Source organism: Microcoleus sp. K5-D4, assembly GCF_036704575.1.
GTDB lineage: Bacteria > Cyanobacteriota > Cyanobacteriia > Cyanobacteriales > Microcoleaceae > Microcoleus.
This window is the reverse complement of record NZ_JAUBSD010000001.1, coordinates 111606-132276: the sequence shown is the minus strand read 5'-3', so window position 1 is coordinate 132276 and position 20671 is coordinate 111606. Positions and strand designations below refer to the sequence as shown.

At 44.6% G+C, this 20671-nt stretch carries 15 protein-coding genes and 3 pseudogenes; 9 read left to right on the top strand and 9 right to left on the bottom strand.

Annotated elements, in window-relative coordinates; all coding sequences use genetic code 11:
* Positions 1 to 111 precede the first annotated feature (111 nt).
* Positions 112 to 309 carry a hypothetical protein gene (locus QUA77_RS00625; RefSeq protein WP_333037371.1) on the bottom strand — a complete coding sequence of 66 codons (198 nt, stop codon included), beginning with the start codon at positions 307 to 309 and terminating at the stop codon, positions 112 to 114.
* 348 nt (positions 310 to 657) lie between these two features.
* On the bottom strand, positions 658 to 1380 hold the full coding sequence (locus QUA77_RS00620; protein ID WP_333448943.1) for a DUF305 domain-containing protein: 723 nt from the start codon (positions 1378 to 1380) through the stop codon (positions 658 to 660).
* A 319-nt stretch (positions 1381 to 1699) separates the two neighbouring features.
* On the opposite strand from QUA77_RS00620, the gene QUA77_RS00615 reads away from it, so the two are divergent.
* The 4 genes from QUA77_RS00615 to gloA all read left to right on the top strand — a co-directional run bounded on the left by QUA77_RS00615 (position 1700) and on the right by gloA (position 5256).
* On the top strand, positions 1700 to 1894 hold the full coding sequence (locus QUA77_RS00615; protein ID WP_333037373.1) for a heavy-metal-associated domain-containing protein: 195 nt from the start codon (positions 1700 to 1702) through the stop codon (positions 1892 to 1894).
* A gap of 35 nt (positions 1895 to 1929) precedes the next feature.
* Positions 1930 to 4185, top strand: a complete 2256-nt coding sequence (locus tag QUA77_RS00610) for a heavy metal translocating P-type ATPase (protein WP_333448942.1) — start codon at positions 1930 to 1932, stop codon at positions 4183 to 4185.
* 19 nt (positions 4186 to 4204) lie between these two features.
* Complete coding sequence (locus QUA77_RS00605; RefSeq protein WP_333448941.1) at positions 4205 to 4717, top strand: cupredoxin domain-containing protein; 513 nt, start codon at positions 4205 to 4207, stop codon at positions 4715 to 4717.
* A 110-nt stretch (positions 4718 to 4827) separates the two neighbouring features.
* A complete protein-coding gene (gene gloA, locus QUA77_RS00600; protein ID WP_333448940.1) occupies positions 4828 to 5256 on the top strand; it encodes a lactoylglutathione lyase in 429 nt (142 codons plus the stop codon).
* A 108-nt stretch (positions 5257 to 5364) separates the two neighbouring features.
* Here gloA and QUA77_RS00595 read toward each other — a convergent pair whose 3' ends face one another.
* The 3 genes from QUA77_RS00595 to QUA77_RS00585 all read right to left on the bottom strand — a co-directional run bounded on the left by QUA77_RS00595 (position 5365) and on the right by QUA77_RS00585 (position 9482).
* Entirely contained in the window at positions 5365 to 7140 is a 1776-nt protein-coding gene (locus QUA77_RS00595) for a hypothetical protein (protein WP_333448939.1), read from the bottom strand.
* A 276-nt stretch (positions 7141 to 7416) separates the two neighbouring features.
* A complete protein-coding gene (locus QUA77_RS00590) occupies positions 7417 to 8406 on the bottom strand; it encodes a DUF459 domain-containing protein (RefSeq protein ID WP_333448938.1) in 990 nt (329 codons plus the stop codon).
* A 5-nt stretch (positions 8407 to 8411) separates the two neighbouring features.
* Positions 8412 to 9482: an MBOAT family O-acyltransferase gene (locus QUA77_RS00585; RefSeq protein ID WP_333448937.1), complete on the bottom strand. Its 1071-nt coding sequence runs from the start codon at positions 9480 to 9482 to the stop codon at positions 8412 to 8414.
* A 623-nt stretch (positions 9483 to 10105) separates the two neighbouring features.
* On the opposite strand from QUA77_RS00585, the pseudogene QUA77_RS29240 reads away from it, so the two are divergent.
* From QUA77_RS29240 to QUA77_RS29230, 3 pseudogenes are all read left to right on the top strand, one after another.
* A pseudogene (locus QUA77_RS29240) lies at positions 10106 to 11500 on the top strand (Clp protease N-terminal domain-containing protein); the annotation flags it as partial.
* 423 nt (positions 11501 to 11923) lie between these two features.
* Positions 11924 to 12445 (top strand): annotated as a pseudogene (locus QUA77_RS29235) (AAA family ATPase); the annotation flags it as partial.
* 192 nt (positions 12446 to 12637) lie between these two features.
* Positions 12638 to 13057: pseudogene (locus QUA77_RS29230) on the top strand (ATP-dependent chaperone ClpB); the annotation flags it as partial.
* Between the two features lie 185 nt (positions 13058 to 13242).
* Here the strand turns inward: QUA77_RS29230 and QUA77_RS00575 are convergent.
* Entirely contained in the window at positions 13243 to 13473 is a 231-nt protein-coding gene (locus QUA77_RS00575) for a photosystem II protein, Psb35-related (RefSeq protein WP_333037381.1), read from the bottom strand.
* Between the two features lie 428 nt (positions 13474 to 13901).
* On the opposite strand from QUA77_RS00575, the gene treS reads away from it, so the two are divergent.
* Entirely contained in the window at positions 13902 to 17282 is a 3381-nt protein-coding gene (gene treS, locus QUA77_RS00570) for a maltose alpha-D-glucosyltransferase (RefSeq protein WP_333448936.1), read from the top strand.
* A 200-nt stretch (positions 17283 to 17482) separates the two neighbouring features.
* Here treS and QUA77_RS00565 read toward each other — a convergent pair whose 3' ends face one another.
* A complete protein-coding gene (locus tag QUA77_RS00565) occupies positions 17483 to 17803 on the bottom strand; it encodes a 2Fe-2S iron-sulfur cluster-binding protein (RefSeq protein WP_333037383.1) in 321 nt (106 codons plus the stop codon).
* A 112-nt stretch (positions 17804 to 17915) separates the two neighbouring features.
* Positions 17916 to 18563 carry a sigma-70 family RNA polymerase sigma factor gene (locus tag QUA77_RS00560; protein ID WP_333037384.1) on the bottom strand — a complete coding sequence of 216 codons (648 nt, stop codon included), beginning with the start codon at positions 18561 to 18563 and terminating at the stop codon, positions 17916 to 17918.
* Positions 18564 to 18780: 217 nt separating this feature from the next.
* Between QUA77_RS00560 and QUA77_RS00555 the strand changes: the two genes are divergently transcribed.
* Complete coding sequence (locus tag QUA77_RS00555; RefSeq protein ID WP_333037385.1) at positions 18781 to 19569, top strand: phage Gp37/Gp68 family protein; 789 nt, start codon at positions 18781 to 18783, stop codon at positions 19567 to 19569.
* Here QUA77_RS00555 and QUA77_RS00550 read toward each other — a convergent pair.
* On the bottom strand, positions 19547 to 20662 hold the full coding sequence (locus QUA77_RS00550; protein ID WP_333037386.1) for a three-Cys-motif partner protein TcmP: 1116 nt from the start codon (positions 20660 to 20662) through the stop codon (positions 19547 to 19549). The genes QUA77_RS00555 and QUA77_RS00550 overlap by 23 nt on opposite strands.
* Positions 20663 to 20671 lie beyond the last annotated feature (9 nt).

Sequence of the window (20671 nt, the reverse complement as noted above, 5' to 3'; positions counted from 1 at the left end):
CATTTTCCAAGAAGCGACCGCTAAGCAATGACCAAGAGCTAGAAATGCTCTACTCAACCTAGTATTTCACGGTCAAATGAAATTAGGATGAAATTAGAATAAAATTTTGAATTAGCAGCCCAGATGCCCACCAGATTCTAAAATACGAAGATAAGTTTCGCCTAATGACAAGCGATTTTGCTGTAGATTTTTTTCCGGTTTTTTTATCTCTGCTGGCGCTGCAATTTCTTTTGTCAATTCGCTCCGTAGCTCATCTACGGCTGCATTTGATTTATAAGTGCTGTTTAATTCCAAGGTATTCAATATCATAAACTACCCTCTCTATGTATATAGCTTTTTGCTGACCTATCTATTACTTTAGAGGTAGGGCTGAGCAATTGTCTACAGTATTTTTACGTAACTTTCTACTACTTTAGAGGTAAGGCGGTTCAATTATCTACAGTAGGTGTAGGTACTCTCATGGAACTGAGGTGGAGTCAGACAAATGCTGACAGCCACAGTCGAGCTACATTACTTTGTCTACCAAGGTTGTCGCGACTTTTTCATTTGCTCAATTTCTTGCTTTTGTGAAGCAAGTATTTTCTTAACTATTGAGCTACTGTGATTAAGGTCACTCATTTTGGGGATTTGGGTCACGTTTTGTTGAGGTGAGCTAAATTACTGTTTATACCAAGTTTGCCGCCACTGTTTCATTTGCTCAATTTCTTGCTTTTGCGAAGTCAGAATTTCTTGAGACAATTTCTTCATTTCCGGGCGTTTTGACTTCTTCAAAGCATCTTCAGCCATCACTAAAGCTCCTTCGTGGTGAGGAATCATCGCATTGATAAATCGCAAGTCAAATTGGTCGTCACCGGCCCCTAAATCCATGCTCATCATCATGCTTTGCATTTGTTCGGGAGTCATTGCCATCATGTGACCCATTGGAGCGTGATAAGCCATCGGCGTACTGCTGGCTTTGGGATACCAAGTTTTTCGCCACTCTTTCATTTGATTGATTTCGCGGTTTTGAGCAGCAATTATATTAGTGGCAAGTTTTTTCATTTCCGGGCGTTTGGATTGTTTAAGCACATCTTGAGCCATTTTTACAGCACCTTGGTGGTGTACTGTCATCCCATCAATAAACCGCAAATCGTAGTCGGCATCAGCAGGGCCTAAATCCATTGACATATCGTGATTCGTGCCATGATTCATGCCATGATTCATGCCACCGCCTTGGGCCACCTTTTGCTTGTTGTTTGCTTCGGTTGCAGCCGTAACATTTGGGGCTTGAGCTTCGCTGGAAGGGGCTTTTGAACAAGCTGCAAGCACTCCGCTGGTTAAAGCTGCTGTGGCGGTCAACATCAGCGCTGCAAACCCTGTTTTTAATGAAATTGGTTTCATCGATTTTATATCCTTAAAACGGCCATTTATCTTCAGCTTTCCACATATAAATGAAATTAGGATGAAATTTTTGCCTCGGAATTGTAAAGAATTATTGCTGTACCGTCTATCGAACTCAAATTTAAGATTTACAGGACTGACAACCGAATTATGTAGGGTGCACAGTGCGCGCCTTACCCCTATGGGTAGCGTGTCAAACCACTTTTTTGATAATTTCTGATTTATTTCGCAATTCCTCTTGACTCTCCAGTGAACTGGAGACTTTACAATGGAGTTAATTCATTTATTGAGCAGAGTAGTTTCTGCTGAGGTTCAAACTATGACTTTACAGCTAAAAGTTCCTAAGATGGCTTGTTCTGCTTGTGCGAATACAATAACAAAAGCAGTCCAAGCCATTGACTCAGCCTCAAAGGTTGAGGCCGATCTCAAGACAAAATTGGTCACGATTCAAACCGCTAAGTCAGAAAGTGAAGTTAGGAAAGCGATCGCATCGGCGGGCTATCCAACTATTTAAAGAGAAAGGGTAAAGTCTCATTGAGGATGGCATATATGGACAATCTCACACTTAAATTGCGGGGCATGAGTTGTGCTTCTTGTGCTTCATCTATCGAACAAGCCATTCAATCTGTTCCCGGCGTAATTGAGTGTCATGTCAATTTTGGGATGGAACAAGCAACCATCCAATACGACTCCCAGCAAACCAACTTAGAAACAATTCAATCGGCGGTTGATGATGCGGGATACCAAGCTTTGCCACTTCCAGAAATGGCGGCGACAGAGGATGATTCCGAACAAGCAGATCGCAAATCTGAATCTCAAAACTTGCAGCGGAAACTCTGGACAGCAGGTATCATCAGCATCCTGCTAGTTGTGGGCGCTATTCCAGCGATGACCGGCTTGCATCTGCCATTTATTCCCGCATGGCTGCACAATTTTTGGCTGCAATTAGTCCTGACATCACCAGTACAATTCTGGTGCGGGAAATCGTTTTATGTGGGAGCTTGGAAATCCCTAAAACGGCGCGTAGCAACAATGGATACCCTGATTGCTTTGGGTACGAGTGCTGCTTACTTTTATTCTGTATTTGTGACCTTTTTTCCCGGTTTCTTCACTGCCCAAGGTTTGACTCCTAGTGTTTACTACGAAGTAGCCGCTAGCGTTATCGCCTTAATTTTGTTGGGGAAAACCCTAGAAAATCGCGCGAAGGGAGAGACTTCGGAGGCCATTCGCAAACTCATGGGTTTGCAAGCAAAAACTGCTCGGATAATTCGCAACGGGGAAGAGTTGGAAGTGCCGATCGCCCAAGTGGAAATTGGCGACATCGTGCAGGTGCGGCCGGGAGAGCAAATCCCCGTAGATGGAGAGGTAATTGAGGGTGCTTCGACGGTAGACGAAGCAATGGTTACGGGAGAAAGTTTGCCTGTGAAAAAGCAGCTTGGCGACGAAGTTATCGGAGCCACAATTAATAAAACTGGCAGCTTCAAGTTTCGGGCGACAAGAGTTGGCAAAGATACATTTTTAGCTCAAATTGTCAAGATGGTGCAGGACGCACAGGGTTCAAAAGCACCGATTCAAAAGTTAGCAGACCAAGTAACTGGTTGGTTTGTTCCTGTAGTAATTGCCGTCGCTATAGCTACTTTTATTATCTGGTTTAACGCCACTGGAAACATCACTTTTGCAACCGTAACAATGGTGGAAGTGCTGATTATTGCCTGTCCGTGTGCTTTGGGTTTGGCGACTCCGACTGCTGTGATGGTGGGAACTGGTAAAGGTGCAGAAAACGGGATTTTAATTAAAGGAGCCGAGAGTTTAGAATTGGCTCATAAAATCCAAATTATCGTGTTAGATAAAACTGGAACCCTCACCGAAGGCAAGCCGACTGTAACTGATTTTGTGACAATTAGGGGAACGGCGAACAGCAATGAGTTAAAGTTGCTGCAATTGGCGGCGTCTGTCGAGCGCAATTCCGAGCATCCTTTGGGGGAAGCTGTTGTGAGGTACGCTCAATCTCAAGAGGTTAATTTGACGGATGTTAAGGATTTTGAGGCGATCGCGGGGAGTGGCGTGCGCGGGGTTGTAGGCGGAAAGTCGATCGCCCTGGGAACGCTGAGGTGGATGCAGGAACTAGGCTGCGATACTGAATATCTGGAACTGCGCGGGAGAGCTTTAGAAGCAGCGAGCAAAACGGTTGTTTGGATGGCTGTAGAAGGCAAAATAGAGGCAATTCTGGGCATTGCGGATGCTCTCAAACCATCGTCCGCGCAGGCGGTGAAAGCTCTTCAAAAACTCGGTTTGGAGGTAGCGATGCTGACGGGCGACAACCGCGCGACTGCGGAGTCGATCGCCCAATCCGTGGGCATTACTCGCGTTTTTGCCGAAGTTAGACCCGACCAAAAAGCAGCTCAAATCCAAGCCCTGCAACGGGGAGGAAAAATTGTTGCGATGGTGGGAGACGGGATTAACGACGCGCCGGCTTTGGCCTTAGCAGACGTGGGAATTGCGATCGGCACCGGCACCGATGTGGCGATCGCCGCCAGCGACATTACCTTAATTTCAGGAGATTTGCAAGGCATAGTTACAGCAATTAAACTTTCCCGCGCCACCATGCGGAACATCCGAGAGAATCTGTTTTTTGCGTTTATTTACAACATCGCTGGAATACCGATCGCGGCGGGCATTTTGTACCCCATTTTCGGCTGGCTGCTAAATCCAATTATCGCCGGTGCAGCAATGGCTTTCAGTTCAGTCTCTGTAGTTACTAATGCTTTGCGATTGCGGAATTTTCAAGCCAAATCTAGTGCATAAATTTGGAGTAATTATAAAAATGTTACAGCCTAGTCAAATTTGGGGAAGTCTCGCGAGTTTAGGACTTTTGATGGGAATGGCATCGGGAGTTCAAGCTTCCGAAATGTCCGTCCAGCATTCTACTTCAACGACTCAATTCCGCAGCATTGAACAGCCACTAGGTTTAAAAGTTGGCGTCACAATAGGTGGTTTAACATTAATTGGTTTGGAAGTGTGGTGGTTTTTGTTCAGTAAATCTAAAGGGCAGAAAGCTGAATATATTCAGGGGATACAAGAGTTGACTATTACTGTAGACGGGGGTTATGAGCCTGCCACTGTAGTTGTGAAAGCAGGTCAATTAGTCAGGCTCAATTTCTTGAGGCGCGACCCCAACAGTTGTCTTGAAAAAGTGTTGTTACCAGATTTTCACATTGTGCTAGAATTACCTCTCAATCAGGTAACGGCTGTTGAATTTACCCCTCAAAAACCTGGACGATACCTATTTACTTGCGGCATGAATATGTTTAGGGGTGTGGTGGAAGTACAAAGCTAAATCAAATAGACAGTTGTCAACCTGCGGCAATTGCGACGGTTGAGGCGCGAGTTTTTTCAGCAATAAATCGCTAAAATAGATGAAAGCTTAAAAAATTTGGAGTGAGCTAAATGCAACTACTACACACGATGCTCCGAGTCGGCAACCTGGAAGAATCCCTCAAATTTTACACTGAGGTTCTGGGCATGAAATTGCTGCGGCAAAAGGACTATCCAGACGGTAAATTTACTCTGGCTTTTGTGGGCTACGGCGATGAATCCGACACTACAGTTTTGGAATTAACATACAACTGGGGCGTCACAGAGTACAATTTGGGGGATGCTTACGGTCATATTGCGATCGGCGTTGACGACATTTACGGTACTTGCGATGAAATTAAAGCTCGCGGCGGTAAAGTTAGTCGCGAACCCGGCCCGATGAAGCACGGTTCAACAGTCATCGCTTTTGTGCAAGACCCAGATGGATATAAAGTTGAGTTAATTCAACTGGAAAATCAAGGTAGCAACACCCAGAAAGTAGCAGCAACAACCGCATCCTAACTTTCTTAAGAGGGGGAAGGGGAAGGAAAAACTATCTTCCCTCTTCCGTTTTCCTTTTGACAACAGTCGTACCCACAACTGTCAACTGTCAACTGTCAACTGAAACTTTTAATTCGATCGCACAGACGGTAAAAACTGCTGCAAATATATTTTTTGCCACAATATAGAAAAACTGCTCCCTATTTGGCTTAAGCTATCAAATTGAGGAATTAATTTAGATTCTCGGCGCTGGTCAAAAGCAGCGAGCGCCGAAAAGAATACAGCTAATACTAACAAAAATACCACCATTACACTAAATAAAATAGTCCAATAAACTAGAAATTCGCTGGTGTAGCTGACCGCGAATATCCAGTTAATCACTAAATTTGATAAATAAAAAAACCACCCTACTGAAAACCCCACCGCGAACAATAGCCACGTCCACCTAAACATATCTGTTGCCGTCTTGCTATTTTTGGATGCCGAAAGTTCTAACTCTCTAATTTGACTGTTAATATTTGATGTGACTTCATACAACGTATACTGCAAAGAATCTCTGATATGATTGAGTTCATTGTCGAGGTTTATGCACTGCTCGGAGGTACTTTTATCCAAGCTCAGGTTTTGAATTTTTTTGCGGTGCGCCGCCAGTTTATTGTCTAGAGTGTAATCCCATTTTTCCAGCCTATCTACAGTCAAATACAAAAGTTCTCTATTAGCATCTAACAAGCTCTGGCAATGTATGATTGACTTAACTAACTTGCTGAGATTGTTGATATACTCCTCTAGAGTATGTTGGTATTCCCTTTGTTTAGCGGACAAGAAACTTGCGAGTTCGACATCCCGATCGCCGCACAGCGCCAACGCCTCACAATACAAGTCGTCAATTTCCATTTTACCGAAATATAGTGACGCTTTGTACTCCTCGATTTCGGGAATAGTAAGGGATTCTAAAGGCTGATATTTTACATTAAATTTATATAGGAGCGCTGTCAGAATCTGCGCCGATTTTCGGTCAATCTTGTCTTTGTAAGGTTCTAAAATAATTGTAGCTAGATTTTTAACTCTCGCTTCCGGGTGGTGCAGAAACTCAAAAATTTTGGCAAGTATTTTGGAGAATTCCAAGTCATTAAAATTATTTTCTGCCACTTCCAAAAAGTTTGTTACCGCTGCATCGTTGTCGGCACTCAATTTGTACGGGCCCGTAAGTGCGATCGCAGCAAATACTCGATCAATCCAAAATAGATATTCGTCGCCATTCATTGGCAGGCTCGGCAGCAGCCAGCTAGGGCCGTACACCCAAAAATCGAGACAATTATCATATTCCTTGTGGCTGTCATTTCTGCGGCTGTCGCCCAAAGCAAATTTGTTGCTTGCTAATAGTTGAATTTGCTCTTCTACAACCCGTCCCTCAATTTCCTCTGCATTGATTGTGACATTGACAGCACCTTCCTTGCCTTGTTGTTGCCCTGCTTCATCCAACCAAATTGACTTAATACTAACAGCCGCAGACCACCGAATTAAAGGAGTCGATCCCCCTCGCGCTTCCTGTTCTAACGCCGCCAGCAGATTTTTGCTAAAATTACTTGCTTTAGCCTTTCTCTCACTTGATATCAGCCCCTCTCCCACCTTCCCAAATGCCTGAATTGCCAAAGCGCGAAACAGCAAATTCGGATGCGGTTTTCTGAGGGATTCCGGTATATTTTCTCTGAATATTCCGCTGTTGGGTACGCCCAAAACTTCAGCAAAAGGCTCGATGCCGCACTGTTGCAGGATTTTTTTAACTAGGTTTATTCTTTGCCAAGGTTGAGTATATTTAGTGAGAGTGAAGATTAGCGCTCTGCCGCTGCACCCCATTGACTCAGGGATGTTAGTGCGATCGAGTTTCCACATATTGCTCGTCATAATTTGTCGCCATGACAATTGCTAGATATGGAGGCCGTTGTTGGATGCTGAATTCAGCATTACATTTACTGTGGCTTTTTGTCAATATTAGTCCTGAACGCATAGGGAGTTATAAACCCGGTTTCACGAGTAAATTTATTATAACTCAAGCCTAGATTTTCCCTATAAACCTAGTTAATCAAGGCCAATGTGCGTCCCGAACTAAATATATTATTTTGCAATAATTGGTGAAATGTCCAAATTTTAGGTTGGGCAACGAAACCCAACCTACTATAGTCATTTCTTTGTCGGAGCTTTTAATATTTTGTCGCTTACCATTTGGTCAACGAGTAAGTCGCTGATAATTTGAGCTCCGTGGGATGTAAAGTGCAAGCCGTCATTATTTTTTACATAGCCTCGCTTACCCGATTTATTAGCAACTACTGGAACAAATCTTCCTCCGGGTGCAAAAGTGTCCCAAGTAGAAACAAATTCGATTTTTGCTGAAGATTTGCTGGCATTTTTATAAATATCGTTCATGATGGGAAAAACTTTGATATACGAAGATTTGTTAGGCATCGATTGACCGACCCAATACACTTTTCTTACGGATGACGCATCAAGTAAATTGACATATCTTTCAACTCTTTCTTGATAAGCTTTTTGCCATTCTTTGGTCATAACTTTCCAGCCTTTTCCTTGAGAATCAATGATATTTTGACGGTCATTGGCTCCGAATAAAACTATCACTACATCCGGCTGGTAATTATTAAGAACTTGGCGAGTTCTGGCATACCAGTCATAATAATCTATCCGATTTAATCCGGTCGATACCTTGTAGTCAATTTTCGTATCGGCGATATTGTATTTTTTCTTAAGAGTGTACTGGAGTTGAATTCCTAAGTCGAACATTACGGAATCTCCAATAAATAAAAATCTGCGATAAGGTCTGGTCAGCTTGGGTTTAACTGGGGTGGTTTTTTTAGCTGGGGTTGGTTTTTTAGCATTAGCAGGCTTTGGGGGTTCAACGGCCGCTTTTGTTTCGGTTTGGACAGGAGGAATTTCTGGTTCTTTGGGAAGGCTATCGAAGTTAATATCTTTAATTTGGCTCCAAAAATTTTGTTCTGATTTTCTGAAACCGTCTATTTCGATCTGGCGCGCGGCTTGTTTAATTTCTGCACTGGCGAAAGGAGTTGAAGCAAAGCTTTTGAGAAATAATGATAAGTTTGAAAATATTAAAGTGAGAATTACAGAAGTAACAATCAGCAAAAATTCCCGGTCTTTCATATTTCTTAGAAATTAAAGTAAATAAAAGGCGGCATGGTACTCGGGCCCAACATCAAGATAGTATACACGAGCAGTGAAACTAAGACAACCCGAAAGAAAATGTTTTTTAATGACAATACGGTTTGCAAGAGTTTCGCGATGCGATCGCCCCACAAGTTGAGCGCGCCAATAACTGCAATTACTAAATACAATTGCCAAAAGTTAAATTGAAAACTTGTGACTGCAGGATGGAAAATTCCTTCAAAAAAACTCACCGCAGTTTCCCAGTTGGGAGTGCCAAAAAATACCCAGCTACAAGTAACAAAAGTAAATGTTAGCAGCCAACTGCAAAATTTAGCAAATCTGGGAAAGGCATAGTCTAATTTAAAGTGGATAGCTTGGGGGAGATCTTTACATAAATGGTTGACAATTAATCCTAAACCGTGAATTGATCCCCAGAAAATAAAGTTTAAACCTGCGCCGTGCCAAAATCCACCGATCGCCATTGTTAAAAATAGATTTAGGTACTTCCTCAACTTGCCGTATTTGTTACCGCCCAAGGGAAAGTAAACGTAATCCCTCAGCCACTCGGAAAGACTGATGTGCCACCTTTTCCAAAATTCTTGCAGACTGAGTGATCGGTATGGCATATTAAAGTTGGCAATTGGTTTGAAACCCAGCAAACAGGAGATACCGTTGGCTAAATCCGAATAGCCGCTGAAATCTACATAAATTAAACAGGAATAGGAAATTGCCGCGAGGATTAAATCGATGCTGCTGTACTGCTGGGGTACTTTGAATGGTAAGTCAGTGAAGTTAAACAAAAAGCTCGATAAAGTATATTTTTTGAAGAGTCCAGACAAAATCAAAACTATAACTTCTTCAATTTGATAGTCGTATTTTTTCCGTGAATTTAGCTGCAAATAAAATTCGCGAGCTCGCGAGATTGGCCCAGAGGCAATTTGCGGAAAGTAGGTAATGTAGGCGGCATAGTCTATAAATTTTGGACAGGGTATTTTTTGCTGGTAGCAGTCGATCAAATGAGAAATCATTCTAAAAGTGTAGAAAGACACGCCGACGGGGGCGATTATTTGCAAAACTGGAAAGCTGGCTGGAATTTGTAGCTGGTTCAGTATCTCAAATAAAGAAGTTACAAAGAAGTTGCAATATTTAAAGATGCCGAGATAGGCAATGTTGAAAACTAAGCCGGAGATTAAAGCAATTTTTTTATACTTATTGTTGTTGCAGAGAACCCGGAGAATGATATAGTTAGAGGCTGTAGAGAAAACGAGGAGCAAGAGAAAGTCGAAACTCCAAAAGGAATAAAATAATAAACTTGAAATTAACAAGAAAATTTTATACAAATTGACTTGGGGTTTCACAGAGACGATCAGGCTAAAAATAATTAGGAAAAAAACTAGAAATTGGTAAGTGGGAAATAGCATAAGTCTCAGCCGATAAAAAATCTTGTTTGTGGCAATATTTTTATAAGTACGGCCAGCCAACCTATCCCGAAGGGAATCGCTAGAGTCGGTCTGAGCGCACCAAATTTCGGGGTGGATAGCGGACTGTAAGCTTTTGTAAGAGGTCAATTAGGCCACAACTTCCGCCCTAGTTAACCGCACTCATAAATTCATAATCCTGTTTAAAGATTATGATGGTTGTGAGACGATGTATTAACGGATAACAACAGGAATCCCCTTGATTGCGAGGAACCAACGTGCAGCCAACAGACCCTAGCAAATTTACAGATCAAGCCTGGGAAGCCATTGTCAAATCCCAGGATGTAGCCCGCCGCTTTGCCAATCAGCAGCTAGAGGTTGAACATTTAGCCATCGCCCTTCTCGAACAGCAAGGCCAGGCAAACAGCATTCTCAGCAAAGCTGGAGTCGATGCCCCCCGCTTGGCCCAGCAGTTAGATGCTTTTGCCAAACGACAGCCCAGAGTTGCCAACGCTGACCAACTATACCTCGGTCGCGGCTTAGAAGTTATGTTAGATGTTGCCGAGGCCACCAGGGCGACTTGGCAAGATAATTTTATCGCCGTTGAACATTTATTAATTGGCTTAGTAGAAGACGAACGAGTCGGCCGCAGGTTGCTGACAAAAGGCGACGGCCCGCCGGGCCGCCCCGGTTACGATCGCAAACCCCCAGCCGGTACGCTCGATCGACCAAAACTCGAAGAAGCAATCAAATCTTTCCGCGCCACTGCTAAAGCCCAAGAAAAAAATTCCGAAACAGGGAAAGGCAGCCGCAGCAGCGCTAAAGCCCAAGATCAAGATGGCGAAGCTAACTCCGACGCCCTCAGCAAGTATGGCCGCGATTTGACAGAAGCCGCCAAAGCCGGCAAACTCGACCCAGTAATCGGCCGCGACGAGGAAATCCGCCGCGTGGTACAAGTTCTTTCTCGCCGTCAAAAAAACAATCCGGTGTTAATTGGCGATCCCGGAGTCGGAAAAACTGCGATCGCCGAAGGTTTAGCCCAGCGAATTGTCAACGGCGACGTACCGGAATCTTTGAAAAATCGCCAGCTATTCAGCCTCGACATGGGCAGTTTAATTGCTGGGGCAAAATTCCGGGGCGAATTTGAAGAACGATTGCGGTCTGTTCTGCGGGAAGTCATTGATTCCGACGGGCAAATTGTCCTATTTATTGACGAATTGCACACGGTTGTCGGAACTGGCGGCGGTGGCAGTTCCGGTTCGGGAATGGATGCGGGAAATTTGTTAAAACCAATGTTGGCGAGAGGCGAATTGCGCTGCATCGGCGCTACAACTCTCGACGAATTCCGCAAGAATATTGAAAAAGATCCTGCACTAGAACGCCGCTTTCAACAAGTATTTGTCGGCGAGCCCAGCGTGGAAGATACTGTTTCGATTTTGCGCGGATTGAAAGACCGTTACGAACGCCACCACGGGGTAAAAATTACTGATTCTGCCCTGGTAGCTGCTGCAACTCTGTCTTTTCGCTATATTTCCGATCGCTTTTTGCCGGACAAGGCGATCGACCTGGTAGATGAAGCGGCCGCCCACTTGAAAATGGAGATTACCTCTAAACCTGTGGAATTGGAAGGCATTGACCGCCGGGTGATGCAGTTGGAAATGGAAAAATTGTCGATCGAAGGCGAAGGAAAAGGTGCTCTCGCCCCTGGGCTCGGCTTCCGCGTCGAACGCATCACATCTGAGATTGACATCTTAAAAGTCAAGCAGGAAAAATTGTCCTCTCAGTGGTTGGGCGAAAAGCAGTTGTTGGATGCAATCAATAAATTGAAAGCAGAAGAAGACCAATTGCGAGTGCAAATCGAACAGGCAGAAAGGGCTTACGATTTGAATAAAGCCGCACAGTTAAAGTATGGGAAGTTGGAAACTGCGGTGCGCGATCGCGAAGCGAAAGAAGCGGAACTTTTGAAACAGCAAGCTCAAGGTTCTTCCCTGCTGCGGGAAAAAGTTACTGAGGGCGATATTGCGGAAATTGTCGCTAAATGGACGGGCATTCCGGTTAACCGGTTGTTAGAATCCGAACGCCAAAAATTGCTGCAATTGGAAAAACACTTGCACCAAAAAGTCATCGGTCAAGAGGAAGCTGTAACAGCCGTGGCGGCGGCAATTCGGCGCGCTAGGGCGGGGATGAAAGACCCCGGAAGGCCGATCGGCTCTTTCTTGTTTATGGGCCCGACAGGCGTCGGAAAAACTGAGTTAGCGCGGGCGTTGGCGGAGTTTTTGTTTGACAGCGATGATGCGATCGTCCGCATCGATATGTCGGAATACATGGAGAAACACAGCGTTTCTCGGTTGGTAGGAGCTCCCCCCGGATATGTCGGTTACGATGAAGGGGGACAACTTTCGGAAGCAGTGCGGAGACATCCTTATTCGGTAGTGCTGTTTGATGAAGTGGAAAAAGCGCACCCGGACGTATTTAACATTTTGCTGCAAGTGTTGGATGACGGCAGAATTACCGATTCTCAAGGTCGAGTGGTTGACTTTAGAAATACTGTAATTGTGATGACTAGCAATATCGGCAGCGACCACATTTTAGACGTGTTTACTAAGAAGGAAAAAACCGTCAAAAAACCTGCTAGCAGGAAGCAGGAAACGAAAGATTTGTCAAGTCAAAAGACAGATTATAAAGTGGCTGCCGATGGTACTGTTGAGGTGTCGGCCCAGCGAGTTGATGTTGATAGTGTAACCAAGAGTGAAAACAAGAGTGAAAACAAGAGTGAAAATGAAAATTTATTGACTCAAGAACGGGAGACCGACCAAGAGTACGAACAGATGTTAAAACGGGTAATGACAGCCCTGCGATCGCACTTCCGGCCCGAATTTCTCAATCGGGTGGACGAGATAATTTTGTTCCACACTTTGAGCAAGGTCGAACTGCGGCAAATAGTCAGCATTCAAGTGAAGCGGATCGAGCGTTTGTTGGCAGAGCAAAAAATCACTTTGGAACTGTCCGATGCGGCGAAAAACCATATTACAGATGTCGGTTACGACCCGGTTTACGGCGCTCGTCCCTTGAAACGCGCCATCCAGCGAGAGCTGGAAAACCCGCTGGCCAACAAGATTCTGGAAAATGCGTTTGTGGAGGGTGATACAATTGCGATCGACTGCGAAAATAACACTTTGCAGTTTCGCAAAAAAGATTCTCGCCCAGCGCTAGTCGGTAATAGTTTGTAGTTGCCGAACAGCTAGGAACAGGCAGGATGCCTGTTCCACAAATAATAAGTCTTCTTGTGGAACAGGCATCCGCCCTGTTATTGAAAATTAGGAACAGGCAAGATGCCTGTTCCACAAACCATCAATTCTCTTGTGGAACAGGCATCCTGCCTGTTATTGAAAATGGTGAAACCTGTTACTTGATATCAAGAATTCGAGATGGTGCGGCTACCATAGGCATCCATGCTATAGGCAGGAACGCGAACGCTGTAATCCATCTCTGTTGCTGTGATTGCTACAGCCAATTTTTCAAAAGATTCATCGTTCCAATTCCGCTCGTGGATGGGCTTTGACTGTTCCCCGAGGAAATATGCTTGAGTGCCAATTAATGCTGCTGCGACCCAACCGACGATTAAAAGAGAGATTACGATAGCCATATTTGCTTTTTCCTTAACTTTTGTTGCTTTATGTAAACTAATGTAACGAAAATTAGTAATAAACGTCAAGGTACTGTAATGTCGTGGCAACCGTCCGGCAGGTAGTAAATACCGCACCTTTGACGGCAGCGCCAGAGGGGAAGAAGCAGAGAGAGCGAGAGTATCTATGGTGGGCACTACCGCGCATCGGTAGCTAGCACAGTACCCGGATTGTGAACTGTATCCGAAATAGCAAACAGATTGTTGAAATTTTATAGTTAAGAAATTATAAGTTTTGCGTTAATAAATTACGATTAAAAGTCTGCGGCTGGCATGAGGAATAGCGGCCAAATTATAAGTTATGATTTATCAGTTTGGATGGGAACTAACAAATCCCAATTACCAAATTTTAAGTACAAATTACCAATTACCAATCATCGCTACAAATCATGCCAAACTCAATGTTAAATGACGACCCGTTGTGGTTCAAAGACGCGATTATTTACGAAGTACCAGTTCGGGCTTTTGCCGACAGCAATGCAGACGGCATCGGCGACTTTAGAGGGCTGACAGAAAAACTGGATTACCTGCAAAACTTGGGAGTAACAGCAATTTGGGTACTACCATTTTTTCCCTCGCCGCTCCGAGACGACGGCTACGACACATCTCACTATACTACCGTCAACCCGATTTACGGCACATTAGAGGATTTTAAAGACCTTTTAGAAGCAGCGCACGAACGCGGAATTCGAGTCATTATTGAGTTAATTGTCAACCACACTTCCGACCAGCACGCTTGGTTTCAGCGAGCGCGCCGCGCCCCGAAAGGAAGTAACGAAAGAGATTTTTATGTGTGGAGCGACACGCCGGAAAAATATCAAGATGCTCGGATTATTTTCAAAGATTTTGAAACCTCTAATTGGGCTTGGGATGCCGTAGCAAAAGCTTATTACTGGCACCGTTTTTATTCCCACCAACCCGATTTGAATTACGACAATCCGGCCGTCCGCCAAGCCATCTTAGATGTGGTGGATTTCTGGTTGGCACTGGGAGTAGACGGACTGCGGATGGATGCGGTGCCTTACCTGTATGAGCGCGAAGGTACTAACTGCGAAAACCTGCCAGAAACTCACGTATTCCTCAAGCACTTGCGGAAGCACGTAGATGAGAAATTCCCGAACCGGATGCTGCTTGCTGAGGCGAATCAGTGGCCGGAGGATGCGGTTGAATATTACGCTGCTGGGGATGAATGTCACATGAACTTTCATTTTCCGCTGATGCCGCGTTTATTTATGGCTTTGTATATGGAAGATAGCTTCCCGATTAGCGATATTCTCCAGCAAACTCCGCAGATTCCCAATAACTGTCAGTGGGCCTTGTTTTTGCGGAATCATGATGAATTGACGCTGGAAATGGTGAGTGATGAAGACCGAGATTATATGTATCGGGTTTACGCTCAAGACACTCAGGCGAGAATTAATTTGGGCATCCGTCGCCGCTTGGCTCCTTTGATGGGAAATAACCGCCGCCGCATTGAGTTGATGAATGCTTTGCTGCTGTCTCTTCCGGGTACGCCGGTGCTTTACTACGGCGATGAAATTGGCATGGGAGACAATATCTATTTGGGCGATCGCAACGGGGTGAGAACTCCGATGCAGTGGAGTGGCGATCGCAATGCCGGTTTTAGCCGTGCTAACCCGCAGCGACTGTATGCACCGCCAATTGTTGACCCTGAATATCACTACGAATCTGTTAACGTGGACGCGCAGCGGGCGAATCCGAGTTCTCTTTGGTGGTGGATGAAACGCCTGATTGCAATTAGGCAGCGCTTCCAAGCATTCGGCCGCGGAACTTGCGAGTTTCTCTACCCGGAAAACCGCAAAGTTTTAGCTTTTGTACGCACTTATCAAGACGAACACATCCTCGTAGTGGCTAATTTGTCGCGCTTCGTCCAGACGGCAGAATTAGACCTTGCGCCCTTTAAAGGTGCTGTTCCGGTGGAGATTTTCGGCCGCACGGAGTTTCCTGCTGTTGGCGAAGATCCTTACTTTTTGTGCTTGAGTCCTCACACGTTTTACTGGTTTACTCTTACTGTTAAACATGAAGATTTGACGCTGCACGGTGTTCCCACAGACTTGCCTACTTTGGCGGTGATAGGCAATTGGAAAACTGCTTTTGCTACAAGTCAGTTAAGCGATATGCTGCTTAATATTTTGCCGGGATACCTGCGGCGCCATCGCTGGTTTAGCGGTACAGCTCGGACAATTCAATCATTAGAAATAAGTGAGATTATACCGATTGAATGTAAAGATAGTGCGGGAGAGCAATCTCAAGTTTACATTCTGTTTTTGCAGTTGAATTATACTGAAGGTATGCCGGAAACTTACGTTTTGCCTTTAGGGTGGGAAGAGATGAAAGGCGATGTGGACGATCGGGCGATCGCGCGCCTCCACTTCCCAGAAACCAACAAGGAAGTCGGGGTACTATTTGACGCTGCGGGGGACAAAGGTTTTCTGAGCGCGCTGCTGGGGGCGATCGCCACTTCTCGCAGTTACAGAGGTACTGGTGGCCAACTACTAGGAATAGCCGACACTGCATTCAGCTCAGAAGAAGATTTATCCCACCTCGACCCTCACCTGTTCAAAAAAGAACAAAGCAATACATCCGCAGGTTACGGCGATCGCTTCGTCCTGAAAATATTGCGAAAAGTCGAGGAAGGAATCAACCCCGAATTAGAGATCGGACGCTTTTTAACAGAGCGCAACTCGATCCAACACTACGCTCCAATTGCTGGAGCATTGGAATATCACACACCAGCAAAACAAGTCCTTACAGTCGGAATCCTACAAAAATTAATCCCCGACAGCGTAGATGCTTGGTCTTATACATTAGACACGCTGCGCGACTATTTCGAGCGAGTAATGACAGTAGAAGCAAAGCATTCCGGCGAGAATTTATCTACCGCCCCCGAAAATTATTTACCGAACGCTTTGACCGGATCGCAGCGGCAGCAAAACTCGCTAGTAGCCGATTTATCGCTAGAAATTCCGGCATTAGCTCGCGAACTCATCGGCTCTTACTTAGCATCAGCCGAACTTTTAGGTCAGCGGACAGCCGAACTTCACCTCGCTTTAGCTGCTGACACAGAAAATCCCGCTTTTGCCCCAGAAAACTTCACCTCCTTTTACCAGCGTTCCATTTATCAATACATGAGAAATCTGGCCGGAAGAACTTTGCTGGAGCTGAAAAAACGGATGTCCAAACTGCCGCCCGAAATACAAAAATCGGCGCAAAAGCTGCTCAACCGCGAAGATTTGCTCATGGAACGTTTCAAGTCTATTTTGAACTTGAGAATCACGACCGATAGAATTCGCTGTCACGGAGACTTTCATTTCGGGCAAGTTCTTTATACAGGCAAAGACTTCGTAATTATTGATTTCGGAGGAGAACGCGATCGACCATTAAACGAGCGGCGGATGAAGAGGTCGCCCCTGCGAGATGTTGCGGGAATGCTGCAATCTATAAGTTACGCTGTTACTTTGGCACTCCGCAATGAAGTAGAAAGTGGCATGATTCGCCCTGAAAATCTCCCGGAGATGCAGCAGTGGGCAAACGTTTGGCACCGCTGGGTCAGCCTCACTTTTGTTAAGAGCTATTTGGCAACAGCAGCCGATGCAGATTTCTTGCCCAAATCTATACCGGAACTACAAGTTTTGCTGGATGCTTACATTTTGGAAAAAGCGGTTGGCGAGCTAGCCTACGAACTTAATTACCGCTTGGATTTGGCGGAAATTCCGCTTCAGCGGATTGTACAATTGCTGAATTTATAAGGGCGGGTTTATCCATACTCATTAGGGTGGGTGGCTTTCTAGCCACTCAAGTGGCAGCGAGATGCTGGAGAGTCACCCACCTTACATGACAGAAATCTGCTTTGATAACGATTTTATCGGCGAATATAATTCGCTCCTATACAAATAAATTTCGTGCAACCCCAGACTAGAATAAAAGATGGTAAAAAACCGATTTCGTATTACTTAAAATAAAGAGCGGCTTGATACAAAACTTGTTCTTGATGCGTTAACAAAGTGCAGTCAGAAAGCGGGTAAGCCACACAAGTAACAGCGTAGCCAGCTTGCAATTCTGACGGATTCAAAAACTTTTGTTCGCTTTGGTCAATTTCACCGCTCAGCAGTTTGACAACGCAAGCAGAACACTCTCCTTGCTTGCATCCATTCGGCAAGCGGATGCCGGCATCTTCTGCGATATCTAAGATATACTGGTCGTCTGGTACTGCGATCGTGCGATCGAGCGCGAGAGCCTCATTCACCAACCGAACTTGATAAACTGCCATTTTTTCCTTATTCCTCGCAAAAGGGCGGGTTTACGATGCTGTTAGTCCTACCAAATATTTCGGGTAAAACCCGCCCCTACAACTAGAAAGAGCGGATTTATATCGTGTATATCTAGACAAGTGCTTCTTGATAATCGAGATTTTCCTCTAGATAAATAGCCCGAATATCCTCCGGCAAGTTGGATTCTAAACTTTGATATCCTTTTTGCAGCAAAGCCTTTACCTGAGCCGGCGAAATAGCTTCGCCTTCTGCTTGCAAATAAGCTGCTATTCGAGTTTCGCTCCAGCGGAAAGTCTGAGCCATCAACACCACTAAACGCGGCAGCGGCGCTAACAATTCCAAGGCTTGTTTGACGTAACACCACAGCGGAGGCGGAGCCGATTGCAAAGAGTAGTGAATCGACTCAACAGGGGGCAATTCAGCTTGATTTATGCACACTGCGGTGACATTAATCAGCCAGTTTTGGAGACTGAGATTTCCGCCATCAGACTCTTGGGTTTCGCGGCGTAAATCGAGGCCTCGGAGTTCGTGATAGATGTGCAGCCAAGTGTGGGCAAACAGGTAATCGCCTTGTACGGGCGATCGCACGGAATGGCGAATCAGCGAGTGTACAATTTGAGCGTAGCGGCAAAAAATCGCCGTGAAGAAGCGACCCTGATCGGGATGGTTTTGAAACAGAGTCAATAATTCCTGGTCGCTGTGATGGAACAGGGATTTGACCACAGGATGGTTGAGTTCTGAAAAATTAGGTGTTTGCACAATTGTTATGGAAAGGCTTGGAGAATAAATGCGGGTGCAGCCCGATTCTACAACACGATATACATTTGATGCAAGTGCTTAAAAAATATGTTGATAATAAAGTCAAATTAATTATATAATTAAGTTGTAGGTGACGGTGAATAAACCTCAATTAGTAGAGCGAATTTTATTTGTTCACCGTCACCTACAAAGGTTGTTTAAAGGGTAAATTCTTTGTATGTCTAGCATTAATACTGGTATCGAATGGACTGACCGAACGTGGAATCCAACGACGGGCTGCGATAAAGTCAGTCCAGGTTGTACGCATTGTTATGCTGAAGCATTAACAAAACGGTTTCATACTAATTTCCCTAACGGGTTTACTTTAACGGAATACCCAAAGCGCTTGAACGAACCTAAGAGTTGGCGAAAGCCGAGTCGCATTTTTGTTAACTCAATGAGCGATTTGTTCCATGAAGATGTCTCTCTTGAGTTTCTGAAACAAGTCTTTGAGGTAATGCGTGAGACTCCTCACCACATTTATCAAATCCTTACGAAGCGACATGAGCGTTTATTAGACTTAGCTCCTCAACTTGATTGGTCTGATAATATTTGGATGGGGGTGTCCGTTGAAAATCAAAACTATGTTCATCGCGTGGATTATTTGCGACAAGTGGATGCAAAGGTACGCTTTTTATCCTGCGAACCACTTTTAGGGCAGTTACAGCTTGATTTAACAGGAATTCACTGGGTAATAGTTGGGGGAGAGTCGGGGCAAAAACACCGTCCTATGCAAGTCGAATGGGCACAAAGTATTCGGGATCAATGTCAGGATGCTGGAGTAGCGTTTTTCTTCAAGCAATGGGGAGGTAGAACACCTAAAGCTGCTGGGAGACTGTTGGATGGGAAAATTTGGGATGAGATGCCCGATGTGTTGGAGCGGCATTTAACAAAGTGCAAACAGCACACACTGGAACCCAATCGAAAAATCAACAACGTAGGTGTTACTGCTTTGCTGGAAATGTGATTTTTACCGTCTCTGCCAGTGTATTTTTTCTTCTTTTATTAACAGGTGGATCGGTAATAATTTTTCCCTCCGCCTCCATTTTAAGCAAAACCTCCCTGTAGTTTTTCTCAATGTAGCGCTTGCCAACGTGGTGCCGATTATAAATGTCTACTCTAGTTAATGTCTGACCTGCAAATTCATCCATAAGCATATTTTCAAGCTCATCAAGAGGTCGGTAAAGTTCATATAGCAAAGGATACTTGGGTGGCGCTGGATTATACTCTAAAGACGGAACACCTTGTTTAAAACTAGAGCTTTCTCCAGCCATGACACCTTTCATAATTGAATAACCCAATACATTCTTTGATACAAAAATCAGGTGATGGCTAGTCCGATTGCCACTCTCATTTTTGAACCCAAAGGGTAGTACATATGAACCACCTATTTCTTTCAATGCCTGACAGATAGCTTCCACAATTATTAACTCTCGCTCCTCTGGTTGCTTCGCCTCAAGCTGTTCTCTCACATTATCTGCTCGTTGTTTACCAAAAAGGGCGTTCATATGGGACTCTACTGCTGCATTATTCAACCCCATATTAATCCGGTTGTAGTTGAAGAAAAATATGCAATCGCATCCCCAACTAATGATGAGTGAACCAATTAGCCGAAGTGACAAGCCTTTGTAACCCCAAGGATCAATAAAAAAGAGTGTAGGAATATTATTAATTTGTCGAACTTCTTGGACGATTTCTTCTCCAACCTCCTTATTTAAAACTTTTGGTTCATGTTGTAATCTACCTATGTCGGGGATGGCTGCTATAGCCTGTTGGAGAGAGTGAGTATTATTGGAGTCTTTATCGTTAAACAGGGTTACTAGCATTTGTGACATATCTGGATCAGCAATAGCACGTTCCAAGATAAGTAGTGGAGTAGACTTAGAACCGTCTTGATAACGACCTGGCCCAGAGAACAAATCAATATAGGCAATATTACTATTCCATTGCTTGGCTCTTGGTATAATTACCTTTGCCCAGGCCCAAAAGTATTTAGCAACTATTTCTGATTTCACTAAAGAATTATCTCGGGACTCATCAAAAAAAGAACTGTCAGCCATGATTGTTAT